At 65.1% G+C, this 23,820-nt stretch carries 27 protein-coding genes; 17 read left to right on the forward strand and 10 right to left on the reverse strand.

Annotated elements, in window-relative coordinates; all coding sequences use genetic code 11:
- Window positions 1–9: 9 nt before the first annotated feature.
- The gene (locus tag H7J93_RS06480) at window positions 10–1,020 is read right to left on the reverse strand and encodes a zinc-dependent alcohol dehydrogenase (protein ID WP_267305470.1); all 1,011 of its coding nucleotides are present in this window, start codon (window positions 1,018–1,020) and stop codon (window positions 10–12) included.
- Window positions 1,017–1,673, reverse strand: a complete 657-nt coding sequence (locus H7J93_RS06485) for a TetR/AcrR family transcriptional regulator (RefSeq protein ID WP_267305471.1) — start codon at window positions 1,671–1,673, stop codon at window positions 1,017–1,019. Before H7J93_RS06485 ends, H7J93_RS06480 begins: the two co-directional genes overlap by 4 nt.
- Window positions 1,674–1,736: 63 nt before the next feature.
- On the opposite strand from H7J93_RS06485, the gene H7J93_RS06490 reads away from it, so the two are divergent.
- Both H7J93_RS06490 and H7J93_RS06495 read left to right on the forward strand, forming a co-directional pair.
- The gene (locus tag H7J93_RS06490; RefSeq protein ID WP_267305472.1) at window positions 1,737–2,492 is read left to right on the forward strand and encodes an SDR family NAD(P)-dependent oxidoreductase; all 756 of its coding nucleotides are present in this window, start codon (window positions 1,737–1,739) and stop codon (window positions 2,490–2,492) included.
- Between the two features lie 2 nt (window positions 2,493–2,494).
- Window positions 2,495–2,941: a VOC family protein gene (locus tag H7J93_RS06495; RefSeq protein ID WP_267305473.1), complete on the forward strand. Its 447-nt coding sequence runs from the start codon at window positions 2,495–2,497 to the stop codon at window positions 2,939–2,941.
- On the opposite strand, the gene H7J93_RS06500 is transcribed toward H7J93_RS06495, so the two are convergent.
- Window positions 2,936–3,835: a LysR family transcriptional regulator gene (locus H7J93_RS06500; RefSeq protein WP_267305474.1), complete on the reverse strand. Its 900-nt coding sequence runs from the start codon at window positions 3,833–3,835 to the stop codon at window positions 2,936–2,938. The genes H7J93_RS06495 and H7J93_RS06500 overlap by 6 nt on opposite strands.
- Window positions 3,836–3,906: 71 nt before the next feature.
- On the opposite strand from H7J93_RS06500, the gene H7J93_RS06505 reads away from it, so the two are divergent.
- Window positions 3,907–5,082: an MFS transporter gene (locus H7J93_RS06505; RefSeq protein WP_267305475.1), complete on the forward strand. Its 1,176-nt coding sequence runs from the start codon at window positions 3,907–3,909 to the stop codon at window positions 5,080–5,082.
- Here the strand turns inward: H7J93_RS06505 and H7J93_RS06510 are convergent.
- From H7J93_RS06510 to H7J93_RS06520, 3 genes are read right to left on the reverse strand one after another with little or no spacing between them, the layout of a single operon-like run.
- Complete coding sequence (locus H7J93_RS06510) at window positions 5,068–6,030, reverse strand: TIGR03564 family F420-dependent LLM class oxidoreductase (protein ID WP_267305476.1); 963 nt, start codon at window positions 6,028–6,030, stop codon at window positions 5,068–5,070. The two genes, H7J93_RS06505 and H7J93_RS06510, sit on opposite strands and share 15 nt — an antisense overlap.
- A gap of 9 nt (window positions 6,031–6,039) precedes the next feature.
- The gene (locus H7J93_RS06515; protein WP_267305477.1) at window positions 6,040–6,783 is read right to left on the reverse strand and encodes a hypothetical protein; all 744 of its coding nucleotides are present in this window, start codon (window positions 6,781–6,783) and stop codon (window positions 6,040–6,042) included.
- A gap of 10 nt (window positions 6,784–6,793) precedes the next feature.
- Window positions 6,794–7,708 carry an NAD-dependent epimerase/dehydratase family protein gene (locus H7J93_RS06520; RefSeq protein ID WP_267305941.1) on the reverse strand — a complete coding sequence of 305 codons (915 nt, stop codon included), beginning with the start codon at window positions 7,706–7,708 and terminating at the stop codon, window positions 6,794–6,796.
- Between the two features lie 56 nt (window positions 7,709–7,764).
- On the opposite strand from H7J93_RS06520, the gene H7J93_RS06525 reads away from it, so the two are divergent.
- Window positions 7,765–8,940 carry an acyl-CoA dehydrogenase family protein gene (locus tag H7J93_RS06525; RefSeq protein ID WP_267305478.1) on the forward strand — a complete coding sequence of 392 codons (1,176 nt, stop codon included), beginning with the start codon at window positions 7,765–7,767 and terminating at the stop codon, window positions 8,938–8,940.
- On the opposite strand, the gene H7J93_RS06530 is transcribed toward H7J93_RS06525, so the two are convergent.
- From H7J93_RS06530 to H7J93_RS06540, 3 genes are read right to left on the reverse strand one after another with little or no spacing between them, the layout of a single operon-like run.
- Window positions 8,903–10,615 carry a nitric oxide reductase activation protein NorD gene (locus H7J93_RS06530; RefSeq protein WP_267305479.1) on the reverse strand — a complete coding sequence of 571 codons (1,713 nt, stop codon included), beginning with the start codon at window positions 10,613–10,615 and terminating at the stop codon, window positions 8,903–8,905. The two genes, H7J93_RS06525 and H7J93_RS06530, sit on opposite strands and share 38 nt — an antisense overlap.
- A complete protein-coding gene (locus H7J93_RS06535; RefSeq protein ID WP_267305942.1) occupies window positions 10,612–11,433 on the reverse strand; it encodes a CbbQ/NirQ/NorQ/GpvN family protein in 822 nt (273 codons plus the stop codon). The genes H7J93_RS06530 and H7J93_RS06535 overlap by 4 nt, the downstream gene beginning before the upstream one ends.
- Before the next feature lies 1 nt (window position 11,434).
- Entirely contained in the window at window positions 11,435–12,601 is a 1,167-nt protein-coding gene (locus tag H7J93_RS06540) for a spirocyclase AveC family protein (RefSeq protein ID WP_267305480.1), read from the reverse strand.
- A gap of 90 nt (window positions 12,602–12,691) precedes the next feature.
- On the opposite strand from H7J93_RS06540, the gene H7J93_RS06545 reads away from it, so the two are divergent.
- The 13 genes from H7J93_RS06545 to H7J93_RS06605 all read left to right on the forward strand — a co-directional run bounded on the left by H7J93_RS06545 (window position 12,692) and on the right by H7J93_RS06605 (window position 22,981).
- Window positions 12,692–13,294 (forward strand): TetR/AcrR family transcriptional regulator, encoded by a 603-nt coding sequence (locus H7J93_RS06545; RefSeq protein WP_267305481.1) that lies wholly within the window; start codon window positions 12,692–12,694, stop codon window positions 13,292–13,294.
- 118 nt (window positions 13,295–13,412) lie between these two features.
- Window positions 13,413–14,678 (forward strand): aromatic ring-hydroxylating oxygenase subunit alpha, encoded by a 1,266-nt coding sequence (locus tag H7J93_RS06550; protein WP_267305482.1) that lies wholly within the window; start codon window positions 13,413–13,415, stop codon window positions 14,676–14,678.
- 1 nt (window position 14,679) lies between these two features.
- Window positions 14,680–15,021: a hypothetical protein gene (locus H7J93_RS06555; protein ID WP_267305483.1), complete on the forward strand. Its 342-nt coding sequence runs from the start codon at window positions 14,680–14,682 to the stop codon at window positions 15,019–15,021.
- Window positions 15,018–16,271, forward strand: coding sequence for a metal-dependent hydrolase family protein (locus H7J93_RS06560; protein ID WP_267305484.1), 1,254 nt, complete (start codon window positions 15,018–15,020; stop codon window positions 16,269–16,271). Before H7J93_RS06555 ends, H7J93_RS06560 begins: the two co-directional genes overlap by 4 nt.
- Before the next feature lie 28 nt (window positions 16,272–16,299).
- Window positions 16,300–16,755: a MarR family winged helix-turn-helix transcriptional regulator gene (locus tag H7J93_RS06565; RefSeq protein WP_267305943.1), complete on the forward strand. Its 456-nt coding sequence runs from the start codon at window positions 16,300–16,302 to the stop codon at window positions 16,753–16,755.
- A 33-nt stretch (window positions 16,756–16,788) separates the two neighbouring features.
- Window positions 16,789–17,802, forward strand: a complete 1,014-nt coding sequence (locus tag H7J93_RS06570; RefSeq protein ID WP_267305485.1) for a ferredoxin--NADP reductase — start codon at window positions 16,789–16,791, stop codon at window positions 17,800–17,802.
- A 12-nt stretch (window positions 17,803–17,814) separates the two neighbouring features.
- The gene (locus tag H7J93_RS06575) at window positions 17,815–18,558 is read left to right on the forward strand and encodes an SDR family NAD(P)-dependent oxidoreductase (protein ID WP_267305486.1); all 744 of its coding nucleotides are present in this window, start codon (window positions 17,815–17,817) and stop codon (window positions 18,556–18,558) included.
- A 36-nt stretch (window positions 18,559–18,594) separates the two neighbouring features.
- Window positions 18,595–19,878: an aromatic ring-hydroxylating oxygenase subunit alpha gene (locus tag H7J93_RS06580; protein ID WP_267305487.1), complete on the forward strand. Its 1,284-nt coding sequence runs from the start codon at window positions 18,595–18,597 to the stop codon at window positions 19,876–19,878.
- Between the two features lie 2 nt (window positions 19,879–19,880).
- A complete protein-coding gene (locus H7J93_RS06585) occupies window positions 19,881–20,216 on the forward strand; it encodes a hypothetical protein (RefSeq protein WP_267305488.1) in 336 nt (111 codons plus the stop codon).
- 30 nt (window positions 20,217–20,246) lie between these two features.
- Entirely contained in the window at window positions 20,247–21,092 is an 846-nt protein-coding gene (locus H7J93_RS06590; protein ID WP_267305489.1) for a TauD/TfdA dioxygenase family protein, read from the forward strand.
- A gap of 110 nt (window positions 21,093–21,202) precedes the next feature.
- Window positions 21,203–22,489 (forward strand): cytochrome P450, encoded by a 1,287-nt coding sequence (locus H7J93_RS06595; protein ID WP_267305490.1) that lies wholly within the window; start codon window positions 21,203–21,205, stop codon window positions 22,487–22,489.
- Window positions 22,486–22,680, forward strand: coding sequence for a ferredoxin (locus H7J93_RS06600; protein WP_083153187.1), 195 nt, complete (start codon window positions 22,486–22,488; stop codon window positions 22,678–22,680). The genes H7J93_RS06595 and H7J93_RS06600 overlap by 4 nt, the downstream gene beginning before the upstream one ends.
- A gap of 13 nt (window positions 22,681–22,693) precedes the next feature.
- The gene (locus H7J93_RS06605; protein ID WP_267305491.1) at window positions 22,694–22,981 is read left to right on the forward strand and encodes a DUF1330 domain-containing protein; all 288 of its coding nucleotides are present in this window, start codon (window positions 22,694–22,696) and stop codon (window positions 22,979–22,981) included.
- 78 nt (window positions 22,982–23,059) lie between these two features.
- On the opposite strand, the gene H7J93_RS06610 is transcribed toward H7J93_RS06605, so the two are convergent.
- On the reverse strand, window positions 23,060–23,818 hold the full coding sequence (locus H7J93_RS06610; RefSeq protein WP_267305492.1) for an alpha/beta fold hydrolase: 759 nt from the start codon (window positions 23,816–23,818) through the stop codon (window positions 23,060–23,062).
- Window positions 23,819–23,820 lie beyond the last annotated feature (2 nt).

Genomic DNA, 23,820 nt, shown 5'->3' on the forward strand with positions numbered 1-23,820 from the left:
CCCTTCGATTCAGGTGAACGTGACGACGACCTTGTCGGCGGCGCCCGGGGTGGTGGCCATTCGCAACGCCTCATCGACGTCGTCGAATGGGATTGTGTGGCTGACGATCTCGGCGTACTTCTCCCAGTTCGCGACGAGGTCCGCGGTGACCTCGAAAATCTCGTCGGGATAGCCCATCGATCCGACGATCGTGATCTCGTTGCTCATGACGCTGAGGAAGTCGACGGACACGGGTTCCTTGTGGACCGCGACGATGCCGAGGCGTGCACCCGTCTTCGCGGCACCGATCGCCGACGAGATCACCACGGGGACACCGGCGGCGTCGAGATAGATATCGGTGTCCGCCTTGCCGGGGAACATCGACTCACCGGGACCGTGCAGATCGACGAGACGTGCGGCGAGGTCTTCGTTCTCGGTGTTGATCACCGCATCTGCGCCCACTTTCAGCGCCTTGTCGAGCCGGCTCGGAATCAGGTCGACCACGACGATGTGGGCCACGCCAAGGGATCTGAAGGCCATCGTCGCGCCCAGCCCGATCGGGCCTGCGCCGAACACCACTACTTTGTCGCCCGGTGCCGGCCGGCACTGGTTGACCGCGTGCCGGGCCACTGCCATCGGCTCGTTGAGCGCTGCCACCTCGAACGGGACGTGATCGGGTACCACTTCCAGGCTCTTGCCGCGTACGGCTTCTTCGATGAGGAGGTACTCGGCCAGGGCGCCGCCCGGGCCGCCGTTGCCGATGAATCCGGAAGGCGCGGCCAGTGGGTTGATGACGACGTGGTCGCCGACGGCGATTCCGGTGACGGCACTGCCGATCTCGACGATCTCGCCCGCCGGTTCATGTCCCAGCGGTTGGCACCCCTGTCGAGGTGGTATCCCGCCCATGGCGATGTACAGCGAATCGGAACCGCAGATTCCGCACGCCCGCATTTTGACCAGGACGTCGTTCGGCCCGACCGTGGGTGTCGGTACGTCGAGCACCTGAGTTTCACCGGGCGCGGTCACCATCGTCGCTTTCATCTCGCCGCCTTCAGATTGAACCCTGCGATCAGGGCCGCGATATCGTCAGTCACCAGCTCGGCGAATGACCGGTCGCCGAAACCGCCTGATGCCCAATGCCGCACGCCCTCGCTGACATGCATCCCGGCGAGATGCGACAGGTGCTTCACGTCGACACCTGCCGCGAGCTTGCCGTCGTTCTGAGCCTTGGCGAACAGGTCGCCGAACATGTCGGCATCGATGTCGCTCTGCTCGCGTCCGGACAAGATCCGGTGCTCGTGCCGGTACCCCTCGAGGATCGTCTCGACGATGAGATCGCGCGGGTTGCGCGCCATCGAACGTTCGAGGCTGCGCAGCGCCTCCGCGATCACGTTCTCGATGTCATAGTCGGTGTCGAGCATCGCGCGCACGGTTTTCTGCGCCGCCCGCGTCGACAGCAGGCCGACTTCGAACAACACGTCCTCTTTGGCCGGGAAATAGAAGTAGAACAGTGCGCGGGACACGCCCGCAGCCCGGCAGATGTCAGCGACAGTGGTCTGGGAGTAGCCGTTGGTGCGCCACAGCGCCATGGCCGCCTGCACCAGACCGCGCTTGGTCTCGTGCGAGCGAGCCCGCTGAAACGACGCACGGCGCTGACTACCGTCAACACCATTCGCTGTCGCAGGCTTGGGCACAGCCGCACTGTAACAGCTGGATTGGGGCTTGCATATAGTTGACGTTTGTCTAACTATCTAGTGATGGCAGGTTCCCTGGATGGCAGACGAATACTGGTGACCGGCGGCGCGACGGGTATCGGCGCGGCAGCCGTCGAGGTCCTGACCGGGGCGGGCGCCGGCGTCGTCGCGACCTATCACACGACACCCCCGCCCGACGTCGACGGCGTCTCGTGGCTGCAGTGCGACGTGCGCGACGCCGCCGCGGTCGACGACATGGTGGCCACCGCCGCCGAGCAGCTGGGCGGCCTTGACGTGCTGCTGCACGCCGCCGGCATGTGGCAGGCGGGTATCCCCGGTCAGATCACCGGCGAGGACATCGACTTCCTTGTCGCGACCAACCTGAAGGCCACCATCTTCACCAACCAGGCCGCCTACGCGGTGATGCGCAAGAGCGGGGGTGGGCGCATCATCAACTTCGGGTCGGGGGAGGCGGTGATGGGCAGCCCCATCTCGGCCGTCTACGCCGCGACCAAGGGTGCCGTGTCGGCGTGGACCCGATCGATCGCCAAGGCGTGGGCCGCCGAGAAGGTATCGGCGATCGCGTTGGCTCCTGCTGTGCAGACTCCGGGCGCCGACAGGCTGCGTGAGTTCCTGGGCCCTGCGGCCGCCGAGTTCATCGACGCCGAGATCAAGAAGACCATCCCGTTGGGCGGTGCGCTGGGCGATCCCGTCGAGGACCTCGGCCCCGCGCTGATCTTCTTCTGCAGTGACGCTTCACATTTCATGACCGGGCAGCTCGTCGCCATCGACGGCGGCCTCGTCATGCTGGGCGCATAGACATGGCACCCCGACTGCACCACGTGGTGATGCGCAGCCATTCGGCGCAGACGTTTGTTGCCTTCCTGACCGACGTCGTCGGCATGGAGATCCAATTCCAGATGCGCGTGCCGGGGGAGATTCTGGAGAAAACCCTGGGCTGGCCGCCGTCCGACGGAGCGGATGTCACGATGCTCGGCACCGGCGACGCCGGACTGATCGAAGTGCTCGACGTTCCCGAGCACCTGCGTGACGTCGCCCCGGAGGGCCTTGCGGCACTGTCGTTTCTCACCGATGACTTCGCGGGCACGCGCGAGCGGGCCGAGGCCCACGCGAGCGACGTCACCGCGCTCGACACCGGCGTCCCGGGCGTCGACCTGTTCTTCTGCACGGTGGGCGGCGTACCCGTCGAGTTCATGGGTTCCTATGCCCCCGAAACGGATTCGGATAACACCGCGGCGCACTCATGAGAAGTGGTGCTTGGCGAGCAGATCCAGTACCACACGCACAGCGGGCGAGGTGGCCCTGTTGCGTACCACCGCGGCGCCGATGTCGCGACGCGCCGCCCGGTCGGTGATCGGGATCTGTACGCAACCTCGCGGCACCACCGACTCGCGTGGCGCGATGGCGATACCCAGTCCGGAAGCCACCAGGCCACGCATCGTGTGAAGGTCGTCGCCTTCGAACGCGATGGTGGGCAACACGTTCGCGGCGGAGAACAACTCCTCGACCGAACCCCGCAGACCGAAATCGGGTTTGAGCGTGATGATCGGCTCAGATGCGAGATTGCGTATCCTCAGCGCCGTCTTGTGCGCCCACCGGTGATCCACCGACACCAGAACACAGAGCGGCTGGTCGAACAGGTGGATGGTGTTCAGGCCTTCGGGTGGCGGCTTCAGGCGCGAAACCAGTGCGATGTCCGTACCGCCGTCCATCAACGTGTCCAGGCACGTGCGCCGAGCACCCTGACTCAACACGAACTTCATGCCGGGATGTGACTGGCGCGCCGCTTTGATCAACTCGGGGACGAATCGTTCGCCGAGCGATGTCTGGAAGGCGATGCGCACGGTGGCGCGCCACGATTCCTCGCGGGATCGCAGGCTTTCCAGTCCGTCCGACACCGACTCGAGCGCCCGTTCGGCGTACGGGATGAAGGCGCGCGCGGAATCGGTCAGCCGGACACCGCGGCCAACCGGCTCGATGAGCTTCACGCCCAGCCGCTCCTCGAGGCGGCGGACGATTCGGCTGACCGTGGGTTGTGGCATCCGCAGCATCGACGCTGCCGTGGTGACGTGCTCTACGTCGCCGAGTGCCACCAAGACGGGCAGGTAGGGCAGCACTTCGGTCACGGCCTCGTCATTCATGACGTAAATGTATGTGAGTGCGCCTAAATATGCATTAGACATATGAGTTTGTAACTCCTACGTTCGATCACGTGCTGGTCACGAGCGCGCCCAGATCCGAGCGGCAGTTGTCGGCGGCATTGTGGTGCGCAGGTTTGGCAGCGTTCTCGCTGATGTACGCCCCGCAGGGGTTGTTGACCCATATCGCGCACGAGACCTCGGTGAGCGCGTCGCGCGTTTCGTTGCTGGTGTCGGCGACCACGTTCGGCCTCGCGTTGTCCGTGCTGCCCTGGGCATGGCTGTCGGACCGAATCGGTCGGCGGGCCGCGATGCGCATGGCCGCCGTCGGTGCCGCGCTGACAGCGCTGAGCGTTCCCTGGCTGACGTCGTTCGATGCCCTGCTGGTCGGTCGACTGGTGCAAGGTGTCGCGCTGGGCGGTATCCCCGCGCTCGCCGTCGCGTTGCTACACGAGACGGCACAACCATCGAGGGTCGCGGGGATGGCGGGCAGCTACGTGGCCGCCACGTCGTTGGGTGGCTTGAGTGGCCGCATCATCGTCGCTCCGGTCGCCGAGCATCTCGGTTGGCGGATGTCGCTGACAATCCTTGGCGCTGTGGTGATGCTGCTGATGGCGGCGTTGATCGCGCTTCTGCCATCAGGGGATTCGCCGACTACGTCCACGCCTGCACGAAACACAGTGCTCGACCACCTTCGCGATCCACGCATGCTGGCGCTCTTCGGGATCGGCGGGACGCTCGTCGGCGGGATGATCGCGGTGTTCAACTATCTGCCGTTCCGGCTCGAGGCCCCGCCGTACTCGCTGAACCCCACGGTCGTATCACTGATCTTCCTCGCGTACCTCGGCGGCACCATCGGTTCCCATGTCGCCGGCCGGCTGACCGGTCGCGTCGGTCCGTCGGTGGTGCTCGCGACCGGCTGCTGCCTACTCGCCGTCGGTGCGGCGATCACGTTGGCGGGGCCGCTGACCCTGATCGTCGTCGGCGTCGTGGTTCTGACGACCGGCCTGTTCATCGGACATGCGGTCGCCACGAACCTGGTGGGGGCGCAGGCTTCTGGCGGGCGGGCACAGGCAAGCTCGTTGTACACGATCAGCTATTACGCCGGATCGAGCATTTTCGGGTGGGTCGGCGGGGTGGCCTGGCTGGCAGGTGGATGGGTCGGGGTGGTGGTGCTGGTGATGGTCCTCGGTCTTCTCGCGGCCGCGATGACGGTGCGGGCCGTCACTGGAGCGTCACGAGCTCAGTGACGTGATGGCGGAGGACAGGAACTCCTGTGTCCGGGCACGTGATTCGCTTCGACTGTCGGCGTCGTCGCCCAGCGGCACCACCCGCACGGCGAGGTCGGTGACACCGGCGTCGCGATAACGACGCAACCGGGCCAGGATGCTCGCTTCGTCGCCCGCCGCCATCGTGTCTCCGACGTCTTCGGCGTCCCCGTGCTCCAGTAGCCGGACGTAGTTGGGGGAGAAGTCGGCATGGCCGAGCACCTCGCTGGCATAGGACCGGGCGGCATCCACCTCGCTGTTGGAGCACAGGGCGACGGGAACACCTGCGATGATGCGCGTCCCGGTCCGGCCCACCGCCTCCGCCGCGGCGACGATACGGGGAACGACGTAGTCGCCGATCGCCCGTTCGTCGGCCATCCAGAGAATCGTTCCGCCCGTGCGTTCGCCTGCGAGCCGCAGCATCGCAGGCCCGAGGGCGGCGACGAGCACCTGCACGCCGAAGTCCTCGGTGACGTCCACCGGGCCGTGCACGTGAAAGCTGTTGTTGTCCACAGCGATCGGGCCGGGACCGGCTAACGCCGCATCGAGCACGTCGAGGTAGTCACGCACCAGCAGCGCCGGTTTGTCGTACGGCAGCCCGAGTTGGTCGGTGATGATCCAGTGGTGCGACGGCCCGACACCGAGCGTAAAGCGGCCCGCGCACGCCACCTGGGTCGTCAACGCCTGTTGCGCCATGATCAGCGGATGGCGGGTCTGGATCGGCACGACGGCGGTGCCGATCTCGATACGGTTGGTGACCTGCCCGAGGAGCGCGACGGCCGTCATCGCGTCGAGATAACCCGGGACCTGCGGCATCCAGAACGACGCGAAACCGTCTCTCTCGGCAGTCTTTCCGTCGTCCAGAAGTCCGGTCAACCGATCGGCACGCGAGCGCTCCTTGTCGGAGCCGACCATCAAGCCGATGCGCATCAAATCCTCCTACGGCACATAGCGGTCCCACTCGTGCGGGACGACGGGATAGAAGGGCGCGGCCAGCATCGGTTCGACACCGCTCTCCTGCCATCGTGTGGTCAGCACCGGGTCCAGCCGCTTCGCCGTGATCACCGGGTCGTCGTCGAGGAAGCAGTATGTGATCGACTGACCGCCCGGTGCGCTCGCCAGCCGGGCGTCGACGTTTAGCGAGGTCGCCGACCAGACACCGGCCACCCCGTCGACGGAAAGCAGCGAATCCGTCGGCGCATCACCGCTTTCCAGCAGCAGGTACACGCCTTTCACCGGCCACCACGGCAGCACGTCGGAGCCCACCTTGACGCGCGGCGCCGCCGACTTGACCTTCACGTCGTAGATACCGCGTTCGACCGGCGGCAACAGCGGAAGTTTCCGCTTGCCGCCGATGAGCGCCTTCGCCAGCGCGAGAAAGCCGTCCATGCCCGCGATGTCGGTGAAGAAGTACGTCATCACATGGTCGATCGAGTTGTGCGGCTCGTGCGCCACGGCGCGCGCCGCGCGGCATGCGGGCGTCGACACCAGCCGCAGAGACGCTCGCACCGCCGACAGCCGGTGCTGTTCGGGGCGGTGATCGAGGGTGTGCCAGCGCAGGTACTCGGCGTCGGCACCGTCGGGATGTCGAGTGGCCATGGAGACGAACAGGGTGGTGATGTCGCCGCGACCGGTAGCAAGGACGTCGTCGATCTCATCGGAGGGGGTGCCAGGTAGCTGCATCGAATGTCCTTCAGGGCGTCGAGGTTTCGGGCAGGACGATCTCGGGGTGTCGTGCGGCGATCATGCGTCGGAACCCGTCGCGCCAATGCACCTTCGTCGGGCCGAGGATCTCGTGCATGTACGTGACGTCAGGCCACAACGGAGTATGCGCGTCCGCGCTATATGTAAAGGTCGGTTCGACACCGACGAGCTCACCCATGTAGGCGCAATAGTCCTCCACGCTGACCGTCTCGCTGCCGGCCCAGTTCACCACGATCGGGGGTGTCGCCGCGACCTCCAATGCGCGGATACCCAGCTCGACGTAGTCGTCCTCGTAGATCGGGTTGTAGTTGTTCGGCTTATCGGGATGCAGCCGAATCGGCTGGCGCGCCAACATCAAGTCGAGCCGGTCGGCGGGTGCTCCACCTTCGGGTCCGTAGGTGGAGCAGATGCGGATGATCGTCAGCGGTATGTCGTATTGCCTTGCAATCCAGGTGCATACGGATTCGGCGGCGATCTTGGAGATGCTGTAGTTCGGGCGCAGCGGGACGCCGGGCGGATCGGATTCCCGCAGCGGCCGCCGACCCTGATACGCGTACACCGAGCCGGTGGAGCAGAACACGAAACCTTTGGCGGCGCGGCAGTGGTACAGCAGATCGCCGGACTTCTGCGCGTTCGTGTCGACGCACTGTGCCCATTCGCCGGCGCCGGGGTCGACGGCGGCATGGAAGACATAGGTGAAATCGTCGGGCAGAACCGAGAAGTCTCCGACGCTCATGTCGAGTGCGACCGGGGTGATGCCCGCGGCCGTGAGCTTGTCGCGATCGGCCGTGCTCCTGAGTCGCGCGGCGCCCCACACGTCGTTGTGCTGCGCCAATGCCCCGGCGATGGGGAATGCGATCTTGCCCGTCGCGCCGGTGATCAGGATCTTCTCGGATTCGAGCATCCCATCAGTCATAGCGCACCGCGCCGCAAATGTTAAGTACTTGATATTGTCGGACTGTGCAGCTCACCTTCGACCCCGAGGTCGAGGCCTTTCGTGCGGAGTTCGTCAGGTTCCTCGACGAGCATCTGCCCAGTGAGGCCGAGGCAGCCGAGCCGTCGACGTCGACCGCGCATGTGCCGGAGTGGTCGCGGCGGTGGCAGCGGGTGCAGTTCGACCACGGCTGGCTGTTGCCCGGTAACCCGCCCGAATACGGCGGCCGCAACGCGGGCATCCTCGAGCAGTTCGTCCATCGCGAGGAACTCTCGCGGCGGAGGATCTATCACGCGTTCAACCCGCAGGGTGTCGGCATCATCGCCGCATCGCTGCTGTCGTTCGGGACCGACGAGCAGAAGCGGCGGTGGGCGGTGCCCATCCTGCGCGCCGACATGACGGCCTCACTCGGCATGAGTGAACCCGGCGCGGGATCGGATCTCGCGGGCTTGCGTACCCGCGCCGAGCTGGTGGATGACCACTTCGTGGTGAACGGGCAGAAGGTGTGGACGTCGGGCGCCCACGACGCCGACATCATCCTGACCTTCGTGCGCACCGACCCCGACGCACCGAAGCACAAGGGCATCAGCGCGCTCATCATCCCGACGGACACACCGGGAGTGGAGCGCCGCCCGTTCGCGTCGGTGTACGAACGTGACAACGTCGACTTCAACGAGGTCTTCTTCACCGACGTCCAGGTGCCGGCCGAGAATCTCGTCGGTCCGCTGGGCGGCGGGTGGAAAGTGGCCAACGGGTCACTGGGACACGAGCGCACCATGATGTGGATGGCGTTCGCCAACCGGCTCGAACAGCTGCTGGAGGATTACCATCCTGTCGGCGAGGTGAATCGCGATCGGTACGCCACGATGGCGATGGACTATCAGGCGTTGCGTCTGCTGGGCTCGGTCGCTCTCGGGCAGGCGGCGCGCGGCGAGCGCGACATCCCGGGAATCTCGGTGCTGAAGCTGCTCGGATCGGAGGCCGAGCAGAATGCGCTGCGCCACGCGCTGGATGGTGCCGGTGCGGACGGTCTGCTCAGCCCGGCGTTGACGGGCCCGTACAACCCTTACAGCCCAGACCTTTTCACCGCCAGCTGGTTCACTCGCTACATCAGCAGCTATGCCGGCACGATCTCGGGTGGTACGTCAGAGATCCAGCGCAACATCATCGCGCAACGCGTGCTGGGGCTGCCCGCGCGTTAGGCGCCGCCAGTTCGCGCAACGACGACAGGAACAGCTCGTCCATCCGCGGGCTCAACTCGGCCAACGTCGCGGCGCTGGCATGGCTGGCGGAACCGAAAACCCGCACCAACGCCTCGGTGTCGGTGGTGGCTCCCAGTGAAAGGCACAGGCACCCAACGCCGTCGATCCGCAGCTCCTCCAGCGCCCGGTGAGCGTCGGCTTCCGCGTAGCGCCCTTCGTAGCCGTCGTCGTACGGGAATCCATCGGACAGCACTAGCAGCAAGCGATTGGGCGTTCCGGCGTCGCGTTTGAGGATCTCGCCCGCACCGCGAATCGCGGCGCCGAGCCGGGTGTAACCCGACGGCTGCAGTTGATTCAGCTGCGACCGGCCGGTGACGCCGAAGCGTTGGTCGAAACTCTTGATCACCGGCAGGTGCACGGCATGGCGTCCCTGGGATCGAAAGCCGTACACCGCAACACGGTCACCCAGATCTTCGAGCGTGGCGGCCAGGGTGGCTGCCGCCCGCCGCTGGTGGTCGTGTACGGCGAGACCCTCGTGGTCCGCGTCGGTCACCGAGCCGGACGCGTCGAGGAGGATCAGCACACCCAGGTTGCGAGCGACCTTGCGGTGCTCGATGTAGATCTGCTCGGGCGGTGAGTAGCCGGACCGCAGATCCACGGCGAGGTCGACGAGCGCCTCGGTATCGAGTTCGTCGCCATCCGGCCTGCGCCGCAACACCTTTGGTCCGAGACCGATGCGTGACAGGCGTCGGCGAAGGACCTCGTCGCGTCGGATGCCGGCCGCGGAGACATGTGCGTGTGTCGTCAGCGGATAGTCGATGACGCGGCACCAGTCGGGACGATATCGGTTTCTGAAGACGTCCCATTCCGGGTACAGCACACCGCCGACACCGACTGTAGCTCCTGGGTTCTCGTGATCGATGAATCGGATCCGAGTGGGCAGCGGTCGGGCTTCCGGCCCCGCCGTGCGCCCGGCTCTCATGGCGCCGACGCGCATTTCCACGCCGCCGCTGCTGTCTCCCGACGATGGAGAGGTGCCGAGCAGCTTGCGAAGAAAGTTTCCGACCGTCTCGGAGTTGAACAACGGGTTGTCGAAGAGTCGCAGAATCTTGCTCTCCTCTGCGGGTCCGTCGTCTGAGCCTTCCTCCTCTGATTGCGCATGAACCGGATCGAACTGCAGTCGCAGGTCGGTGTCGGTGGCTCGCCGCGAGTTGTCTGTTGCGGCGGTCAACAGCCGCGAGGGTTTGATGACACCGAACCAGCCTGGCGGATCAGCGACTCTGCCACGCCCGCGGGCCTTTCCGAGCGACTCGCCCGCCGAGGTGGTGGTCGGTGGCTCTCCGAGGGTTATGGCGGCGGCAAGCGGCAGCTGGGTGGCCAGCTCGGCCAGCACGCGGCGGCCCTCGAGCGCCAGATACCGGCGAGCGAGCGACGGTCGAGCGCGCAACGGTTTGACCAGCTCTGCAACCAGACTGCCCGCTCCGAGCAATGCGCTCTGCAGCACCACCTCTCGACGCTGCCGGTCCTCCGAAACCCCGGCGGAGACGAAGACGACATGACCGTCGGTGTGCGCCGGCTGACCGGTCGGCGCCTCGGCTACGTCAACCGCCCGGCCAGCGATGAAGCTTGCAAGCAGCGAAAAGCGCTCGAGCTGTGGGGAACCGGCAGCGCTCACGTCCGGGGGAGTACGGCGTCGACGAGTTCGCCGAGCGCGCGCACCACATCGCGATCGTCGGACAACGCTTCGACGATCGCGGACTGGACGGACCGGCGCAGGCTCAGTCCTTCGGCGGCGAGACCGCCGGCGAGGATCAGCATGCGGGTGGACGACGCCTCTCTGAGCGGGGAGCCGTCCAGGCTGCGGATCGCGTTGCCCACCGCCACCAGTGCGCGGGCGGCCTCGGTGTCGATCCCGGCTTCGCGCGCGACGATCTCGGTCTCGGCGTCTGCTGGGGGGAAGTCCAATTCGATGGCGACAAATCGATGTCGCGTTGACTCCTTGATGTTCTTCAGCACGCTCTGGTAGCCGGGGTTGTACGAGATGACCAGCTGGAATCCGGGTGCGGCGGACAGCGTGGTGCCGAGTCGGTCGACCGGAAGTTCACGGCGGTGGTCGGCGAGCGGATGGATCACCACGGTGGTGTCCTGGCGCGCCTCGACGATCTCGTCCAGATAGCAGATCGCCCCCGTACGTACGGCCCGCGTCAACGGCCCGTCCACCCAGAGGGTTTCGCCGCCCTTGAGCAGGAACCGGCCGACCAGATCGGCCGACGTCATGTCTTCGTGCCCGGCCACGGTGATCAGATCGCGACCGAGTTCGTGCGCCATCGCCTCGACGAACCGCGTCTTACCGCAGCCGGTGGGACCCTTGAGCAGCACCGGCAGTCCCCGACGGGCAGCGGCACGGAAGACCTCCACCTCATCGCCGATCGGATGGTAGAACGGTGCCGCAGAGCGGGTTTCGACCGAACCCGGCTGACTGTTGGTCAAGATGTCATTGTCCTTGCTCGTGGGGCACGATCGTCGGCATCTCAACACCCTCGGGCAGCACGAGCTGACCGTCGGTGTTGATGTATCCCGAGTGTCTGGTGGGGATCGGCAGCGATGGATCGGCGCACGGCCGGTCGGTACCGTCGCCGCAAATGCCCGATGTGAAGTACGAGCGCTTCTGCACGTCCTCGGGCCACGGATCGGCGTGCGTTGCCATGAACTGCGCGGGGATGATGTAGAAGACGAAGAACGATGCGCTGATCGCGGCGAAGATCGCCAGGAACCGTACGAACTGCTGTTTGGCGAAACCGCCTCGGACATTGTCCAATCCGCGCTCGACGACGGTCCGCCCGCGGTCGTCGGTGAAGAAGCGCAGGCAGCACAGCGCGGCCTGGACGCCACCCCACATCAGGCCCTCGTAGATCGGCCACTGGTAGTACGTGCCGGCGTTGATCGACAGTGACTGGATGGCGCCGGGGAACGTGTACATCCCAAGCGGCATGAGGACGAGGCCCTCCATGATGAAGTCGAAGACGAAGCCCCAGGCAAACGCCACACCGATCAGACCCTTGGTGCCGAGATTCGGCCACCGCTGCTGTGCCTTGCGCATCACCCAGCAGCCGAGAATCGTGCACATCAGCACGCCGTAGGCGTAGCCGGAGACGTTGATTCCCAACGGTTCTGCAACTTGGGCGCCCGGCCGCTCGGGGGATAGCCAGCCCGGAACGTGAGGCGCCCACGAGCCCATGTTGAACGCCCACGCGTTGTACGTGCACCAGGTGTTGATGTAGTTCAGCAGCGGGTCCTGGAAGAAGAACAGCCCCGTGGAGACCATGATCATGCCGTCCAACGTGATGCGTCGTTCGCGACGCCACGGCCGGATGATGAACCACCAGATCGCAACCGGGAACAGCACCGGCGAGCCGATCTGCCAGAGCATCAGCGCGATCTTCATGAAGGTCGGCGGGTCGGTCGGCCCCGGTTCCACCGGGGTGAAGTAGGGCCCGGTGATCCAGCGGATCCACACGTACACCTGCAGCGCCAGGATCAGTCCGCCCGCGGTCGCCCAGTAGTACACCCGTCGCGACGACGTTGGCGTCGATGAGTCCAGCCGTCCCACGCTCCTCAGCGATTCGGTGGCCTCGGACTTCTTGTTCGACAGGTCGCTCACAACGCCTCCTGTGGTCGCGTGCCGAGAAAGATACCACCGAGTATCTGAAGAACCAATTGGTTTCTGAGATACTGTGCGATAATTGCGCGCGTGGTCGAGCAGTGGACGCGGGAGCGGCGCTTAGAGCGCACCCGGTCACTGCTGCTCGACGCCGCCGAGGAGGTGTTCGCCGAAAAGGGTTTCACCCCAGCGAGTCTCGATGACATCGCGCGTGCGGCGGGTTACACCAAGGGCGCGATCTACAAACACTTCGCGACCAAGGAGGACCTCTTCCTGGCTGTGAGCGACCGTTACTGGCGACGGTACTTCGACAACTTCGCCGAGGTGATGGCGGCGGCTCGGCAGATCGGAGCGCCCGAACTCGATGAGATCGCCAAGCGGTGGCGGCGGCTCAGCATCGACCGCGGAGCCGAGCATGCGGCCCTCGGTCACGAGTTCACCCTCTATCTGTTCCGGAACCCGGACGCGCGAGAACGTGTGGCGGCCAAGAGGTCGGAGGTTGTCGAGCAGCTCGCCACCTTCATCGTGAAGGGCATCGGTAAGTTCGGTGGGACGCTGCTCATTCCACCGCTCACTTTCGCGCAGGTGTTGATCGCCACCAGCGATGCGGTGGTGCTCAGCAGCCAACTCGACGACGTCGACCTCTACCGGCCGATAGTCGAGATGTATGTGTCGGCGATCAAGCTTCCGTGACGTGCGGGGGCGCGTCGCTCCGCAGGAGTATCAACTACTTGCGATTGTGACATGGAGCATATAGCGTCGGCGCTGCAGCTCCCGGCTGGTAACGCCGGGCGGTCGACAGGAGGAGCCCATGGCCCGATTCCCCAAGCCGCCGGAGGGTAGCTGGACCCAGCATTACCCCGAACTGGGTACCGATCCGGTGTCCTACGAGGATTCGATCAGCCCCGAGTTCTATGAGAAGGAACGTCGGGCAATCTTCAAGCGTGCCTGGTTGAACGTTGGTCGCGTGGAACAGATTCCGCGCAAAGGCAGTTACTTCACCAAGGAGTTGAAGGTCGCCAACACCTCGATCATCGTGGTGCGCAACGGTTCCGGTGAGGTCAACGCTTTTCACAACATCTGCCGCCACCGGGGCAACAAGCTGGTGTGGAACGACATGCCTCTCGAGGAGACCAGCGGCGTGTGCAGGCAGTTCACCTGCAAGTACCACGCCTGGCGTTATGACCTCGACGGCAATCTGACCTTCGTGCAGCAGGAGGGCGAGTTCTTCGACCTCGACAAGAGCCGATACGGTCTGGTGCCCGTGCACTGTGAAGTGTGGGAAGGCTTCATCTTCGTCAACTTCGCGCCCGAACCCGAGCAGAGCCTGCGTGAGTTTCTCGGGCCGATGATCACCGGTTTGGAGGGTTACCCGTTCGACAAGATGACCTCGCGGTTCTATTACCGCTCTGAGGTGAAGGCGAACTGGAAGCTGTACATGGATGCGTTCCAGGAGTTCTATCACGCGCCCGTGCTGCATGCGAACCAGTCGCCGACCGCCTACTCCAAGGCCGCCGCCGAAGCCGGTTTCGAAGCCCCGCACTACCGCATCGAGGGGCCGCACCGACTGGTGAGCACCTCGGGCATTCGCGCCTGGGAGATGGCCGACGAGATGCGCAAGCCGATCGAGGACATCTGCCGCAGTGGGCTCTTCGGGCCTTGGGACAAACCGGACCTCGGCGAGATGCCCGCCGGCCTGAACCCTGCGAAATGTGATCCGTGGGGCCTGGATTCGTTCCAGCTGTTCCCCAACTTCGTCATCCTGTTCTGGGGCCAGGGGTGGTATCTGACGTACCACTACTGGCCGACGTCGTACAACACACACATCTTCGAGGGCACGGTGTACTTCCCGCAGGCGCGCACGCCGCGCGAACGCATCGCGCAGGAACTGGCCGCGGTGTCGTTCAAGGAGTACGGCCTGCAGGACGCCAACACGCTGGAGGCCACCCAGTCCATGGTCGAGTCGCGCGTCCTCGATGACTTCGTGCTGTGCGACCAGGAGGTGCTGATCCGCCACCTGCACAAAGAAACCGCGGCATGGGTGGAGGACTACGAGCGCAAGACGGTGGGGGTGTGAGATGACGAGCACTGAAACGCACAAGCTGCCACCCGAATTCGCCGATCTCGAGGAGTTCGCCGACTGGTGCCTCGGTTCGGAGGCTGAGCGCTACGCGAAGAGGCTCGCCTCGACGATGACCGAGATGCAGGCCTTCTACGACGCGATCACCGCGCGTGCCGAAGAGGCCATCGCCTACTGCGACAAGTTCTCGCTGGACGATCTGCCCGAGGATGTGCTCAACCTGATGCATCTGTTGTATTCGATGATTCAGGTGTCCTTCCCGGTCGAGTGCTGGAAACAACCGAAGGTTCCCGACTCGGGTGCCACCACACTCGACTGCGTGTCTGAACCGGTTCCGTGACGACCCGCACCGTCCTGCGCGCAGCGCGCTGGGCCGATGTCGACGCGGCCGAGGTGCGCTCACCGGCTGTCGTCGTGGTGGAGGGCAGTCGCATCACGGCGGTCAATCCGACCGAGCCGCTGCCGGATTCGGCCACCGAGATCGACCTCGGCGATGTCACGCTGCTGCCTGGCCTGATGGACATGGAGCTCAACCTGCTCATCGGTGGTCCCGGCGGGCCCGAAGGGCTGCCCAGCCCGATGCACGGCGTGCAGGACGATCCGGTCTATCGCACTCTGCGCGGCGCGGTGAACGCCCGCACCACGTTGGAGGCCGGCTTCACCACTGTGCGCAACCTCGGTCTGATGGTGAAGACCGGGGGCTATCTTCTCGACGTCGCCCTGCAGCGCGCCATCGACCAGGGGTGGCACGTCGGTCCGCGGATCTACCCCGCCGGCCATGCCGTCACGCCGTACGGCGGGCACCTGGATCCCACTGTGTTCCAACGCCTCGCGCCCGGCATCATGCCGCTGTCGGTCGCCGAGGGCATCGCCAACGGCGTCGACGACGTGCGTGCATGCGTGCGCTATCAGGTGCGCCACGGCGCCAAGCTGATCAAGGTGTCTGCGTCCGGCGGCGTCATGTCGCACAGTACGGCTCCCGGGGCGCAGCAGTACTCCGACGACGAATTCGCCGCGATCGCTGACGAGGCACACCGCGCCGGAGTGCGGGTGGCCGCACATGCGGTGGGCGACAGCGCGATTCGTGCATGTATCCGGGCCGGTATCGACTGCATCGAGCATGGCTTCCTCGCCAGCGACGACACGATTCAGATGATGGCCGACACAGGGACCTTCCTGGTTTCGACGACCTACCTGACCGAGGCGATGGCCGTCGACCGCATCGCGCCGGAATTGCGCAAGAAGGCCGAAGAGGTTTTCCCGCGGGCGCAGGCCATGCTGCCCAAGGCCATCGCGGCTGGGGTGCGCATCGCATGTGGCACCGACGCGCCCGCAATTCCTCACGGGCAGAACGCAAAGGAGCTCATCGCCTTGGTCGACCGCGGTATGACGCCGATGCAGGCGCTCCGCGCGGCCACCGTCGTCAGCTCCGAGCTGATCGAGGCCGAAGCCGACTTGGGTCGTCTCGCGCCGGGTTACCTTGCCGACATCATCGCCGTTCCGGGTGACCCGTCACGCGACATCACCACCACCCTCGACGTGCGGTTCGTGATGAAGGACGGTCTCGTCTACAAGCACGACGGGAGATAGCGCCATGACCGTGCCCGAGGAACCCATCATGGACCTCGACGACAACATCCTGTGGCATCTCAAGCAGGCGTGGTACTTCTCGCTCACCGCAGTGAACGACGCGGTCAGCAAGCACGGGGTGAGTACCGCCCAGATCGGCGTGCTGCGCCAGCTGAGCAACGAGCCCGGGCTATCGGGAGCGGACCTCGCACGCCGGATGCTGATCACGCCGCAGGGTGTTCAACTCGCACTCAAGGCGCTCGAGCAACGAGGACTCGTCGAGCGCAAACCCGATCCGCAGCACGCGCGAATTTTGAAGGCCTATCTCACCGCCGACGGCCGCAAGGTGGCCGCCGCGGTGGTCAGCGATGCGATCGCGGCGCACGAAGCGGTGTTCGGGGTACTCACCCCCGACGAGCAGCGGACGCTGCGCGACCTGCTCGCCCGTGTGGTCGAGAAGGGCACCGGTCACACGCTGGCCGATGACCACATTCGGGACTCTTGAGATTAATCGCAAGTACTTGATACTCTGACGAAGATGATCGCCGAGGAGTTCGCGCCACTGCGGATCAAACGCGTGGTGCGTGAGACCAGCGACGCCGTGTCGTTGGTCCTCGACGTGCCCGCCGACTGCGCACAACGCTTCCGTTACCAAGCGGGCCAGTACCTGACCCTGCAGGTAGAGGTTGCGGGTGACGAACATCGGCGGTGCTACTCGATGTCGTCGTTCCCGTACAACGGCAACGATCTGCAGATCACCGTCAAGCGCGACCCGGGCGGGCTGGTGTCCAACTGGCTCAACGACACCGCCGAGGTCGGCGACGAGGTGCGCGCCGCCCCGCCGGACGGCCGGTTCGTCCTGGGCGAGGCAGACCGCGACATCGTCGCCTTCGCGGGCGGTAGCGGTATCACGCCGATTTTCTCGCTGATCGGGTCGGCGTTGATCAACACCGACCGGCGTATCGCGTTGTTGTATGCGAACCGCAATCGGCAATCGGTGATCTTCGATGAGTCGCTGACCGCACTCGCGGCCGCAAACCACCAACGTTTAGAGCTCACACACCATTACGACGACGAGGCCGGCGTCGTACAGCCTGCCGCGGTGGAGGCGCTGATCCCGGACGGCGGTGACGCCGACTACTACATCTGCGGTCCGGGCCCCTTCATGGACGTCGTCGAGACCACGTTGCTCGACAACGGAATACCCCGCGAGCGACTACATCTTGAACGGTTCTCCGTCGCACCGGCGCCCACGTCTGCCCTCGATGCCACGCAGCAGACCGAAGAGGTGGTCATCGAGTTGGACCGCGCGACCGTCACCGCGTCCTATCGAACCGGTAACACCCTGCTGCAAACCGCGCGCATGGCAGGCCTGAAGGCGCCGTCGTCGTGTGAAACCGGTTCGTGCGGAACGTGTATGGCCCGCGTCGTGGCGGGTAGCGCACGCATGCTCAACAACGACGCCCTCGACGACGACGAGGTGGCCGAGGGATGGGTGCTGACGTGCCAATCGTTGCCGACGAGCCGATCGGTGCACGTGGTCTATGAGTAGAGGAGCAGGCCGATGAGCCGCGTTGCCGTGGTGACCGGGGGCGCATCTGGGATGGGGGAGGCCACCTGCCATGAGCTCGGCAGGCGCGGGCACAAGGTCGCGGTGCTCGACCTCAACGGCGATGCCGCGCAACGGGTCGCCGAGGAACTGCGCGCCGAAGGCGTGACCGCGCTCGCCGCGGCCGCCGACGTCAGCGACCGGGCAGCCGTGGAGGAAGCCTTCGCCAAGGTACGCACCGAGTTGGGCCCGGTACAGATCCTGGTCACCAGTGCCGGAGCGGTGGGATGGTCGGCGTTCACCGAACTCTCGCCGGCGGAGTGGCAGCGACTGATCGATGTGAACCTCACCGGGACGTTCCACTGTTGTCAGGTGGCGATCCCCGACATGCTGGCGGCCGGTTGGGGACGCATCGTGATGATCTCGTCGTCGAGCGCCCAGCGCGGTTCGCCGGGGATGGCGCACTACGCCGCATCCAAGGGGGCACTGCTGTCGCTCACCAGATCGCTCGCCCGTGAATTCGGGCCGTCGGGCATCACCGTCAACAACATTCCGCCGTCGGCGATCGAGACTCCGATGCAACACGCCGGGCAGGCCGCTGGGCATCTGCCGTCGAACGAGCAGATGGCCGCCAGCGTTCCCCTTGGCCATCTCGGCACCGGCGACGACATCGCCGCCGCGGTCGGTTTCCTCTGCTCCGAGGAAGCCGGTTTCATCACGGGCCAGACGCTGGGTGTCAATGGTGGATCGGTGATGTAGTGACGGGCAACGGGTTTCAACGACAGGGAGGTTCGCATGGCGAAGTGGCCTAAGCCGGCGGAGGGCAGCTGGACTGAGCACTACCCACAGCTCGGTACCGGACCGGTGTCGTTCCGCGACTCGATCTCGCCGGAGTTCTATGAGCTCGAACGCGAAGCGGTGTTCAAGCGCGCCTGGTTGAACGTCGGCCGCATCGAGGACGTGCCGCGCGTCGGGAGCTACTTCACTAAGGAGATCGACGTCGCACGCACCTCGGTCATCGTGGTGAAGGGTAAGGACCAGCAGATCCGCGCCTTCCACAACATCTGCCGTCACCGCGGAAACAAGCTGGTGTGGAACGACTTTCCGCATGAGGAGACCAAAGGCACCTGCCGGCAGTTCACCTGTAAGTATCACGGGTGGCGCTACGACCTCAAGGGTGATCTGACGTTCGTCCAGCAGGAGGGCGAGTTCTTCGGCCTGGACACTGCGCGGATGGGCCTGAAGCCGGTGAACTGCGACATCTGGAACGGCTTCATCTTCATCAACTTCGATCCGGAACCCCGGTGGACGCTGCGTGAGTTCCTCGGGCCGATGATCACCGCTCTCGACGACTATCCGTTCGAGATGATGACCGAGCGCTACGAGTTCGAGGCCGTCAACAACAGCAACTGGAAGATCTTCGCCGATGCCTTCCAGGAGTACTACCACGTGCCGTCCCTACATTCGCAGCAGGTGCCGAGCGCTGTGCGCCAACCCACTGCGACGTTCGAATGTGGACACTTCCAGATCGACGGGCCGCATCGGCTGGTGTCCACGGCGGGGACCCGGCGGTGGTTGATGGACCCCGAGTACATGTATCCCGTCGAACGAGTGACCCGTAGCGGACTGGTGGGGCCGTGGCGGACCCCCGAGACACATCAGTCCGCGGGCCTCAACCCGGGCGGCATCGAGCCATGGGGGATCACGAACTTCCAGATCTTCCCGAATTTGGAGATCCTCATCTACCACGGCTGGTATCTGCTGTACCGGTACTGGCCGACATCGCACAACACCCATAAGTTCGAGGCGTACAACGCATTTCATCCCGCACGGACGGTTCGTGAACGCATCGAGCACGAGGTGGCCTCCGTCGTGCTCAAGGAGTTCGCGCTCCAAGACGCGGGCATGCTGGGCGGTACGCAGGCGGCGTTGGAGTACGGCATGGACGAGCCGATAGTCGACGACTACCCGCTGTCGGACCAGGAGATCCTGGTCCGACATCTGCACCACGAGGCTGTCAAGTGGGTCGAGGAATACGTCGAGGAACGCAAGGCCGAGCGTCATCCGGTGGGGGTGTGACGATGTCGCAGGCCCGCCTGCCGAGCGCATTCGCCGAGTTCGAGCAGTTCGCCGAAAAATGGTGTCTGGCAACCGAAGCCGAACGCTGGGAAATGCGGCTGAACACGCCGATGGCCGAGATCCGTGAGTTCTACGATGCGTTCACCCCTCGTTTCGAGGAGGCCATCGACTATTGCGACAAGTTCCCGTTGGACGACATCCCCGAGGATGCACTGAACCTGCTGCACCTCATCTATTCGATGATCATGGTTTCGATGGCCGTCGAGGTCTTCGGCACCCAGAAGCCCGTTGACTCCGCTGACGCCGTAATGCACCGCGTCAGTGCGCCAGTGCCGTAACCACTCCACGACGACTAGGACAGCATCACCATGACCGTCTTGACCATCAACAAGCTCACCGCATCCGTGGGCGCCGAGGTGACGGGGTTGGACCCCGACGCGCTGGGCACCGACGATTCACTGGTTGCCGCAGTGCTCGACGCGCTGGAAGACAATGGTGTGCTGGTGTTTCCGAAGCTCGACCTGCAGCCTGAGGCCCAGGTGGAGTTCTGTCGCCGACTCGGCAAGATCGACCATTCCTCTGACGGCCATCATCCCGTGCCGGGCATTTACCCGGTGACATTGGACAAATCGAAGAACGCGTCGGCGTCGTATCTACGCGCAACGTTCGATTGGCACATCGACGGTTGCACGCCCACGTACGACGAACCTCCGCAGAAGGCGACCGTTCTTTCGGCCAAACAGGTCGCCGAACGCGGCGGGGAGACGGAGTTCGCGAACTCCTACGCTGCCTACGAAGCGTTCACCGATGCGGAGAAAGAGCGTTTCGGATCGCTACGGGTCGTGCATTCGCTTGAGGCGTCCCAGCGCCGGGTCAACCCGGACCCGTCGCCAGAACTGGTGGCTAGATGGCGGGCGCGGCCCACTCACGAGCACCCCTTGGTGTGGACGCATCGGAGTGGGCGCAAATCGCTGGTGCTGGGCGCGTCGGCCGACTACATCGTCGGGATGGATCGCGACGAGGGACGCGTGCTGCTGGCCGAATTACTCGACCGCGCCACCCGGCCCGAGCTGGTGTACCGCCACAGCTGGTCCGTCGGCGACACCGTGATCTGGGACAACAACGGCGTACTCCACCGCGCGGTGCCATATGACCCCGATTCACCTAGGGAAATGCTGCGTACCACGGTTCTTGGCGACGAGCCCATCCAATAGCGCTGAGCGAGTGCACAGCGTCTCGTTGACGCCGACGTGCCACTATGGAAATCTAATACCCGCATATGAGAATCACGTTCTCGTACTCAACAGAGATTACGGAGTGACGCATGACGGAGGACCTCACCTCGGTCGATTTCTTCCGGGACAGTCGCCTGACGGATGACCCGTTCCCGTTCTACGAGGCGCTTCGCAACAAGTGCCCGGTCACCCGCGAGGATCATTACGGCGTGACGATGGTGACCGGCTGGCAGGAGGCCGTCGACGTCTACAACGACGCCGAGACCTTCTCGTCCTGCATCTCGGTGACCGGTCCGTTCCCCGGCTTCCCCGTGCCGCTCGAGGGTGACGACGTCACCGAGCTGATCGAGGCCCACCGCGACGAGATTCCGTTCAGCGACCAGCTGCCGACGCTCGACCCGCCGACGCATACCAACCACCGCGCGTTGCTGATGCGGCTGATCACGCCCAAGCGCCTCAAGGAGAACGAGGACGCGATGTGGCAGCTCGCCGACGACATCCTCGACGACTTCCTGGCCCCCGGCGAGGGCGAGTTCATCAAGGGCTTCGCCGGTCCCTTCACGCTGCGCGTCATCGCCGACCTGCTCGGTGTGCCCGACGAGGACCGCCCCGAGCTGCTCGAGCGGCTCGCCCGCGGCACGCATGGCGGAGGTCTGGGCAATGCCGACAAGACACTGACCAAGACGCCGCTGGAGTACCTGTACGAGGTGTTCGCGGACTATGTCGAGGATCGGCGGGCGGCGCCACGCGACGACGTGCTGACGGGGCTCGCAACGGCCACCTTCCCCGATGGCACGATGCCGGAGGTCGGTGACGTCGTGCGGGTGGCCACCAACGTCTTCTCCGCGGGGCAGGAGACCACGGTTCGCCTGCTGTCCACCGCGTTGAAGGTGATCGGCGATCAGCCCGATATTCAACGCAGGCTGCGCGACGACCGCAGTCTGTTACCGAACTTCATCGAGGAGTGCCTGCGCATCGAGAGTCCGGTCAAGGGCGACTTCCGCTTGTCGCGGGTGCCGACGACTGTCGGCGATCAGGAGATCGGCGCCGGGTGCACGTTGATGGTGATCAACGGCGCCGCCAACCGCGACCCCCGCCGGTTCGAGGATCCCGACACGTTCGACCCCGAACGCAAGAACGCGCGCCAGCATCTGGCCTTCGGCAGGGGAATCCACAGCTGCCCCGGCGCGCCGTTGGCCCGCGCGGAGACCAGGGTCGGACTCGAGCGTCTCCTCGATCGCACGACCGACATCCGCATCAGCGAGGCGCACCACGGCCCTGCGAGCAACCGCAATTACCAATACATTCCGACCTACATCCTGCGCGGGCTCACGGAACTGCATCTGGAATTCGATCTCGCCGAGGACAAGCCGTGAGGGTCACCGTCGACGAGGACCGCTGCGCCGGCCACGGCATGTGCCTGACGCTGTGCCCGGAGGTCTTCCAGATGACCGACGACGGTTGGGCGGTCGCGGACCCGTCCGAGGTGCCCGCGGGTCTCGAAAGCGCGGCCAAGGACGCCATCGCCAACTGTCCGGAACAAGCCATCTCTGAAATCGACGGATAACCAAGGAGAGCGAATGCCCAAGGCGTACATCCTCATCACCGAGGACGTCAAAGATCCGGCCGGGATGGCGGAATACGGCAAGCTGGCGAGCCAGACAATGGGCAGCGCCACGCTGCTGTCGTTCGACACGAAGGCCGAGGTGATCGAAGGGCAGTGGCACGGCACCCAGACGGTTCTCCTGGAGTTCGAGTCGGAGGAGGCGGCCAAGGAGTGGTACTACTCCGACGCCTACCAGGAGGCACTCAAGCTGCGTCAGGCCGCCGCCGACTGCAACGGCGTCATCCTGCACGGCCTGGGCTAGTTCTTCCGCCGCGAAATAGCATTCCGGGTCGTGCCTTGCGCAGAATCGCGACCTGGAATGCTATTTCGCGGGAGCACCTCAGTTGGGCACCAGCGGGCCGGTCGGCCTCGTCGCGGTGGCGTGCACCAATAACTCCGCGAGCTCCTTGGGCCTGCTGAGGAACGGCGAGTGCGACGTGTCGATCGTCAACTGCTCGACGCCAAGTCGCCGCGTGACGGTGTCGGCCAGCCATTGCGGCATCGACTGATCCTGAAGGCAGCGGATGAAGCTGCGGGGGAGGTCGGCCGCCCAGAAGTTCGGCACCGACACCGGGGTGACAGTGGTATCGCCGAAGCGTTCGGGGCCTAGGCGTTCGAACGCCCAGCGGGCGGTGGCCTCGTCGCAGTCGTGGTAGAAGTACTTCCACGCACCCTCGAAGTCGGCGAACCACATCGCGCCGTCGTCGTCGAATTTCAAGTACCCCAACATCTCTCCGACGTCGGCTTCGAAGTCCCCGTCCTCGGCGTCGCGCATCGCCATGGCTTCGGGATAGGTACGACCCTCGCGCGGTAGGGCCGCGGCCAGGTAGATGATGTGGCTGACACGCTCCGGTGCGGCATCGGCGGCCAGGGTGGCGTCGAACCCGCCACCGGAGTGCCCGACGAGCACATCGCCCGATGTCAGTTCCGCCACGATGGCGTCGCGGCGATTCGCCAGTGTCGACTCCTCGTCGATACGCGAGCCGTGGCCGGGCAGGTCGACCGCGACGCCGTCGTGGCCGAGTGCCTCCAGCTCTTCGATCGTCTGTTCCCAACACCACGCGGCGTGAAATCCGCCGTGCACGAAGACGAATCGCATCA

The organism is Mycobacterium barrassiae (assembly GCF_025822765.1).
Taxonomy (GTDB): Bacteria; Actinomycetota; Actinomycetes; order Mycobacteriales; family Mycobacteriaceae; genus Mycobacterium; species Mycobacterium barrassiae.

Bases quoted from the DNA above. Each gene is read 5' to 3' on its own strand.
- H7J93_RS06610 (WP_267305492.1), bottom strand. From the start codon at position 23,818: ATGCGATTCGTCTTCGTGCACGGCGGATTTCACGCCGCGTGGTGTTGG.
- H7J93_RS06515 (WP_267305477.1), bottom strand. From the start codon at position 6,783: ATGCAGCTACCTGGCACCCCCTCCGATGAGATCGACGACGTCCTTGCT.
- H7J93_RS06490 (WP_267305472.1), top strand. From the start codon at position 1,737: ATGGCAGGTTCCCTGGATGGCAGACGAATACTGGTGACCGGCGGCGCG.
- H7J93_RS06595 (WP_267305490.1), top strand. From the start codon at position 21,203: ATGACGGAGGACCTCACCTCGGTCGATTTCTTCCGGGACAGTCGCCTG.
- H7J93_RS06550 (WP_267305482.1), top strand. From the start codon at position 13,413: ATGGCCCGATTCCCCAAGCCGCCGGAGGGTAGCTGGACCCAGCATTAC.
- H7J93_RS06495 (WP_267305473.1), top strand. From the start codon at position 2,495: ATGGCACCCCGACTGCACCACGTGGTGATGCGCAGCCATTCGGCGCAG.
- H7J93_RS06590 (WP_267305489.1), top strand. From the start codon at position 20,247: ATGACCGTCTTGACCATCAACAAGCTCACCGCATCCGTGGGCGCCGAG.
- H7J93_RS06500 (WP_267305474.1), bottom strand. From the start codon at position 3,835: ATGAATGACGAGGCCGTGACCGAAGTGCTGCCCTACCTGCCCGTCTTG.
- H7J93_RS06565 (WP_267305943.1), top strand. From the start codon at position 16,300: ATGGACCTCGACGACAACATCCTGTGGCATCTCAAGCAGGCGTGGTAC.
- H7J93_RS06570 (WP_267305485.1), top strand. From the start codon at position 16,789: ATGATCGCCGAGGAGTTCGCGCCACTGCGGATCAAACGCGTGGTGCGT.
- H7J93_RS06510 (WP_267305476.1), bottom strand. From the start codon at position 6,030: ATGCGCATCGGCTTGATGGTCGGCTCCGACAAGGAGCGCTCGCGTGCC.
- H7J93_RS06520 (WP_267305941.1), bottom strand. From the start codon at position 7,708: ATGCTCGAATCCGAGAAGATCCTGATCACCGGCGCGACGGGCAAGATC.
- H7J93_RS06480 (WP_267305470.1), bottom strand. From the start codon at position 1,020: ATGAAAGCGACGATGGTGACCGCGCCCGGTGAAACTCAGGTGCTCGAC.
- H7J93_RS06580 (WP_267305487.1), top strand. From the start codon at position 18,595: ATGGCGAAGTGGCCTAAGCCGGCGGAGGGCAGCTGGACTGAGCACTAC.
- H7J93_RS06585 (WP_267305488.1), top strand. From the start codon at position 19,881: ATGTCGCAGGCCCGCCTGCCGAGCGCATTCGCCGAGTTCGAGCAGTTC.
- H7J93_RS06605 (WP_267305491.1), top strand. From the start codon at position 22,694: ATGCCCAAGGCGTACATCCTCATCACCGAGGACGTCAAAGATCCGGCC.
- H7J93_RS06575 (WP_267305486.1), top strand. From the start codon at position 17,815: ATGAGCCGCGTTGCCGTGGTGACCGGGGGCGCATCTGGGATGGGGGAG.
- H7J93_RS06555 (WP_267305483.1), top strand. From the start codon at position 14,680: ATGACGAGCACTGAAACGCACAAGCTGCCACCCGAATTCGCCGATCTC.